Annotated in this window: 6 protein-coding genes; all 6 read left to right on the top strand. The window is 34.6% G+C overall.

What is annotated here, in order from left to right:
- Positions 1-1,491: polyphosphate kinase 1 (gene ppk1, locus RQ893_RS07350; RefSeq protein ID WP_311482399.1), on the top strand; the 1,491-nt coding region annotated here is incomplete at its 5' end.
- Positions 1,492-1,717: 226 nt separating this feature from the next.
- Entirely contained in the window at positions 1,718-2,716 is a 999-nt protein-coding gene (locus RQ893_RS07345; protein ID WP_311482398.1) for a M15 family metallopeptidase, read from the top strand.
- Positions 2,717-2,724: 8 nt separating this feature from the next.
- On the top strand, positions 2,725-3,096 hold the full coding sequence (locus RQ893_RS07340; RefSeq protein ID WP_311482397.1) for a RidA family protein: 372 nt from the start codon (positions 2,725-2,727) through the stop codon (positions 3,094-3,096).
- Between the two features lie 371 nt (positions 3,097-3,467).
- Entirely contained in the window at positions 3,468-3,953 is a 486-nt protein-coding gene (locus RQ893_RS07335; protein WP_311482396.1) for an NUDIX domain-containing protein, read from the top strand.
- Positions 3,954-4,167: 214 nt separating this feature from the next.
- Positions 4,168-4,575 (top strand): hypothetical protein, encoded by a 408-nt coding sequence (locus RQ893_RS07330; RefSeq protein ID WP_311482395.1) that lies wholly within the window; start codon positions 4,168-4,170, stop codon positions 4,573-4,575.
- Between the two features lie 52 nt (positions 4,576-4,627).
- Entirely contained in the window at positions 4,628-5,995 is a 1,368-nt protein-coding gene (locus RQ893_RS07325; RefSeq protein ID WP_311482394.1) for an aldehyde dehydrogenase family protein, read from the top strand.
- Positions 5,996-6,266: the final 271 nt, after the last annotated feature.

Raw genomic sequence — 6,266 nt, 5'->3', positions numbered from 1 at the left:
TCCTATGATGACGATCATTACGATGTAGAGGAAGACTTAAGGACCTATATGAAGGGCAAGCTCAAAAAGAGAAAGAGGTTAAATCCAGTTAGACTTGAGGTTGATTCTAATCTTGATGCCGAGGACAAGGAATTTTTATGCAAAAATTTCGAAATAAATGAGAAAATGATTTTCCTATCAAAAACACCTTTCCAACTAGGTTTCATCTTTGGTTTCATAGGAAGTCTTCCAGAAAAAATTAGGAAGGAATTTTCTTACGAGAGCTTTGATCCGCAGCCATCTGCTATGGTAAACCTAAATAGGACAATAATCGATCAGGTTCTTGAAAAAGATATAATTTTATCATATCCATATGAATCCATGGAACCGCTGATTAGGCTCTTAGATGAGGCGGCAACTGACCCAAATGTGGCATCAATCAAGATAACACTCTATAGGATAGCCAAGGACTCTAAAATCGCTCAAAGTCTGATAAAAGCGAGTGAAAATGGCAAAGAAGTTATAGTTCTGATGGAACTAAGAGCGAGATTTGATGAAGATAATAACATTTTTTGGTCATCAAGGCTTGAGGAAGCGGGTTGCAAGATAGTCTATGGATTTGACCACTACAAGTGCCACTCCAAGGTGTGTTTAATTACAAGATATGGCGAGGGAGATGTTTCTTTCATTACCCAGATAGCAACAGGAAATTATAACGAAAAAACCGCCAAGGTTTATACAGATTTTTCCTTCATGACAAGCGATATGGTAATCGGTCAAGATGCCAAGGATTTATTCGATAATATCTTGATAGGTAACCTCGAAGGTTCTTATGAGAAACTGATGGTTTCACCAAAGTCTATGCCAGAAGGTCTTGAAAAATTAATCAAAGAAGAAATTAAAAAGGCTCAAAATGGTGAAGATGCCTATATAAGATTAAAAATGAATTCGATTTCGGATAGGGGTCTAATTGACCTTTTATCAAAAGCATCCAAGGCCGGGGTAGAAATAAAAATGATGGTTAGAGGTATTACTTGCCTACTACCAGGAGTTAATGGTGTGACAGATAATATTGAAATCTACCAGATTGTGGGGAGGTTTCTTGAACACCATAGGGTTTACCAATTTGGTAGAGAGGATCCAAAAGTCTATATATCTTCAGCTGATTTCATGACAAGAAACATTAGAAAGAGGGTAGAAGTAGCTGTACCATTAGAAGATTCTGAGATTAAAAACTATGTCTTAGGATTTTTGGATACCATGTTTGCTGATGATGTTAAAATAAGAAAGCTTTCTTCTACGGGCGAATATTTGAAAGTTGAAAACAAGCACAATTTTAATGCACAAGAAGAACTCATGAAAAAAGCTATATCTGATAATGAGCAAAGAAAAATTCAAATTAAGGAAAATGATTTAGCAAATAATCATAAAATAATAAAATACGATGCTCCAAAAAAGCCTAGTGAAAAAATGAGTTTTCTAGACTTAATAAGAAATCTTTTTAAGAATTAGTCAAAATAAAACTAAAATTCATGAAAATCCGACAAAAAAGTCGGATTTTTTGATTTTTTCTTTCAAAAATAGGCATTTTGCTCTGTTATTTTTATTTAAATCGTGTTATAATGATAGTAACAAAATGTAGTATCGAACTTAAGTAGTAAATTGAAATATATTTTCGCAAGATATTACAATCCCGCAGACATACACTAAAATATTGAAATAAATAGAGGAAATAAAAATGTCAAATAAAGGTATCAGAGAGCTTAAAAGACGCAAGAGAAGAGAAGCGAGAAGAAGGAGAAGAAAGGCGGTTTTGCTAGGTATCGGGGCGGTTTTGACCCTTACAACAGCTAGATTTGCCCTACAAAAAGAAGATAATTACCAAATCAGAAGACCAAGCGAATACAGGATTGCATCTGGTGAACTCATGGCAGATACTGCTAGGGAAGAAAAATCCGATGCAAGCGATGTCCATGTGGCAACTGAGATTGGTTTTAAAGATATAAATATAAAAGACGAATTAAAAATCCAAGATAGCTCTTATGAAGACGAGCTAGTTGAATATGTGAAATGCCTACAAACCCAATATGCCTACCAATTTCCTAATGACTATTCAAAAACAGATAAGTTTGTGAAGGAAGGTCAATACCTAGGTTTTTATGGTTCAGAAAACGGTTTTTCTAAGGTTAAGATAGATGATTCTTATTATTATGTGAATAAGTACGGTCTATCTAAGACAGAAGGCTCTGAGACCATCAAGGTTGTAAATGGTATAGTTTATGTTAGCGAAGCCTATCCATTACCAGCAAATTTTGATCCGGGTGTGGATAAGACTGCTAGGCGTGCCTTTGAAACCATGCGCCAAGATATGGAAAGGTTTGGTCTTAATCTAAAAATAGCATCTGATTACAGAGGTTATGAGCTTGAGGGTAAGATGCACGATGCAGGAGAAGTTGAGGCTGAAAATCCTGGCACAAGTGAACATCAAACCGGAACATCCTTTGACTTTTTTACAGAAGGCACCAAGTATAATGATAAATTTGAAGCGACAGCAGAATATAAATGGCTCGTTGAAAATGCTTATAAATACGGTTTTATCGAAAGATATCCAAAGGGCAAAGAAAATAAGACCCACCACAAGGCCCAAGCTTGGCACTTTAGATTTGTAGGGGTAGAAAACGCCAAGGAAATATACGATAATAACCTAACCTTAGAAGAATTTTTAAAGATATCATAGGAGAAAAGATGAAGGAAATTCAAACCAAAAAAGCTCCAGCAGCTGTAGGAGCTTATGCCCAAGGCATAGTTACAGATAATTTAATATTTACATCAGGCCAACTTCCACTAGACCCAGAAACAGGCGAATTAGAAATGGATATTAGAAAGGCCACAAAAAGAGCCTTAGAAAATATTAAGGCCATAGTAGAAGCAGGGGGTTCATCTGTGGATAAAATTGTAAAATGCAATGTCTTCCTTGATGACGTAAACGACTTTGCAGCCTTTAACCAAGTCTATGAAGAATTCTTTGGCGACCACAAACCAGCCAGATCTGCCCTAGAAGTAGCAAATATTCCAAAGGGTGCAGTAATAGAAATCGAAGCTATAGCCTTGTCCTAATTTTCCGAAAGGAAAATTATGGAAATACTTATGCAGAGGCACGAACTTGTCCTTATTTTCTTAAAGAAAATAAGCAGAAAGTTCCACCGATAATATAGGTCTAGTTTAAAAAATGGGATAACAGAATAGGTGCGTTTAATTTTCTGAAAATATTCATAATACTTGTGGATAAATTTTCAAAATCTTGCCAAAGCCATCCTGTATTAAATAATAATTTTAAGATAAACTTTATATTGGTTTTTGAAAACAAAATGATTTTATGAACCATTTTATAATTTGTTTGATATTTTTATAAGAAATAAAAAAAATTGACCCAGCAGGGTCATTTTTGTTTTTGTGGGAATTTTGATATTAAGGTTAAGGAGACAGAGATGGATCAAGATTGTGGTTTTAGAAAAGGAGATAAGTGGTTTAGGTATAGGGCTGCTGCAATAATAGTCGAAGATGATTGCGTTTTGTTTGCGGGAAATGAAGTAGATGACTATTACTATTCTATAGGTGGCGGAGTCCATTTGGGGGAAAGTTCTGAAGAAGCTGTGAAGAGGGAAGCCTTCGAAGAAACAGGCGTCGAATACGAGGTTGATTATTTGGCTATTATTCACGAAAATTTCTTTGTTGGAAGTTCCGGTTTAAAGGGTCTAGACTGCCATGAGATTTGCTTTTATTACATGATGAAGCCAAAGGGAAATAAAAACCTCAAGAGCTATAGCCTTACAACTAGCGGCCTAAAAGAGACCATGCACTGGATAACAATCGACCGACTTGAAAATTATAAAGCTTACCAGACTTTTATGAAAGATTATCTTAAGAAAGGCCATAAGGGCATAGAGCATATAATTACAGACGAAAGAGTCTGACGAAATCTTCTCTGCTTTTGATTTATAAGCACCTTTCTTTATATAAAGTTATTCCTCGTTTCTGCAGCAATATTTCACTTGTTAGGTCCATAAGGTCTGGTAATGATACAAATAAATCTATTCATAAGGACAGGAGATATAGATTTTTATCTCGCCAATCTAGATTTACCATAGTCAAATTAAATGGCAAGATTTGAACTTTTAGGAGGACTTTATGTCTAATAAGATCTATCTAATATTATTAGGTGTAAATATTTTAATTATTATCGTAAATTACAATCTTTTAAAAAATCCAATACCCTATCCACCAAAGGAAATTAGGAAAGAACTTAAAAGTGGAAGAGAAAGGCTAGGTTCATATAAGTATAGTGGCCTGTCCCATTACCTTCTCCCAAGACTTGTTCAAAGTCAAGGAAATTGGGAAAATGGAAATGCTTATTGGTATAGGTCTGGTGTAAGATTGGGAATTATTGGCATACTTATCACACTTTTCACAATGATATTAGGGGAAGTCTTTAACCTATTTGACCCTTTATTAGGCATGTTTATAATATTAATACCTGTGAGTTTAGGAATGATATATATGTGTATAAGGATTGAAAAAGATATTTTAAAGGATTAATTTATAGAATATTTTTTATGAATTTCAATCTGTGAATTTTGAAAGGACACTTATGAATCTTGAAAATATTATTAGAAAGCAAAGAGAATTTTTTTGGGGGAACAATACCAAGTCCTATGATTTTAGGATGAGAGAGTTAAACAAGCTTGAAAAGACCATAAGGGAAAATGAAGGGGAGATTTTATCAGCCCTTGAAAAAGATTTGGGCAAGTCTAATTTTGAATCATATCTTACAGAATATCATTTTGTCCTAGAGGAGTTAAAATTTGCTAAAAAACACCTTCATAGGTGGATGAAAGAAGTGAGGGTGGGGAAATCTTTAACGACTTTTCTAGCAAAGAGTTTTTATATTTATGAACCCCTTGGCGTGACTCTCATAATTTCTCCATGGAATTATCCCTTTAATCTAAGCCTAGGTCCAGTTGTTGGGGCGATTGCTGCGGGTAATACTGTAATTTTAAAAACTTCGTCAAAGTCTACTGAGACGAGCAAAATTATCTCTAAAATTGTCGGGGATAATTTTAGGGAAGATTTTTTCGTCCATTTGGATAATACTAATCTAGATTACGAAGAATTAATAAGCAAACCTTATGACCACGTTTTTTACACTGGTGGGCCAAGTGTTGCCAAAAGAATTATGGCAGCCCAAGCTCCTCACCTTAGCAAATTAACCTTAGAACTTGGGGGGAAGAGCCCATGCCTGGTTGAAAAGACGGCTGACATAAAATCAGCTGCAAAGAAAATTGCCTGGGCCAAAACTGTAAATGCCGGCCAAACATGCATAGCTCCAGACTTTTTTCTTGTAGACAGGGCTATAAAAGAGGATTTTATTTTAGAATTAAAGGCGAATTTAATTGATTTCTACGGAGAAGATTCACTAGCTAACAAAGACTTGCCAAGGATTATAAACGCCAACCACTTTGAAAGACTTTTAGGTCTTATAGATGAAGAAAAAGTCGTTTTTGGCGGGAACTTTGATAAGGAAATCCTTAAAATTACCCCAACTATCATAGACAGGGTCGATTTTTCTGATCCAGTAATGGGTGAGGAAATTTTTGGACCGATTATTCCTATAATTTCTTACTCAAAGCTTGATGAGATTTTGAGTAAAATAAAGAGAATGCCAAAGCCCTTAGCTTTTTATACTTTTACACGTGATAAAAATATAGAAGATAAAATCATCAGGGAAATGGAATACGGAAATGGGGCCATAAATGATTGTTTGATGCAAATTGCAAATCCAAGGCTAGAATTTGGCGGAGTGGGCAATTCTGGTCAGGGAGGCTACCACGGTTATTTTGGTTTTATGAATTTTTCTAACAGGAAATCTATGGTCAAAGCTGGATTCTTTGATAATCCATTGAGGTATCCACCTTATGCTGAGAAAAAATTTAGCCTTATAAAAAAGCTTTTGGGATAAAATTTGAAATTAAAAAAGAAAGTGTTTTGGTTGGAAATTTTTAATTCAAGAACAACTTGGTTTGATAAAGATATTTATAAAATAGAAGGTGAATTGTAATTTAAATTTTGCTATTATATAAACGTAATACTATCTATTATTATGATTTACTTCTAATTTTGCTTATCATTTGATTTTACATTCAATAAAAAAGAGCGGATAATAAAAAACAGCCCCTTTGACCTGAACCCCAAAATCCGGAATACGGATGGAGGGATTTTTGTATGCCAAA

The organism is uncultured Anaerococcus sp., assembly GCF_963510915.1.
In the GTDB taxonomy this organism is placed as follows: Bacteria; Bacillota; Clostridia; order Tissierellales; family Peptoniphilaceae; genus Anaerococcus.
Note: the sequence above shows the minus strand (reverse complement) of the source record. Positions and strands in the feature narration are given on the sequence as shown.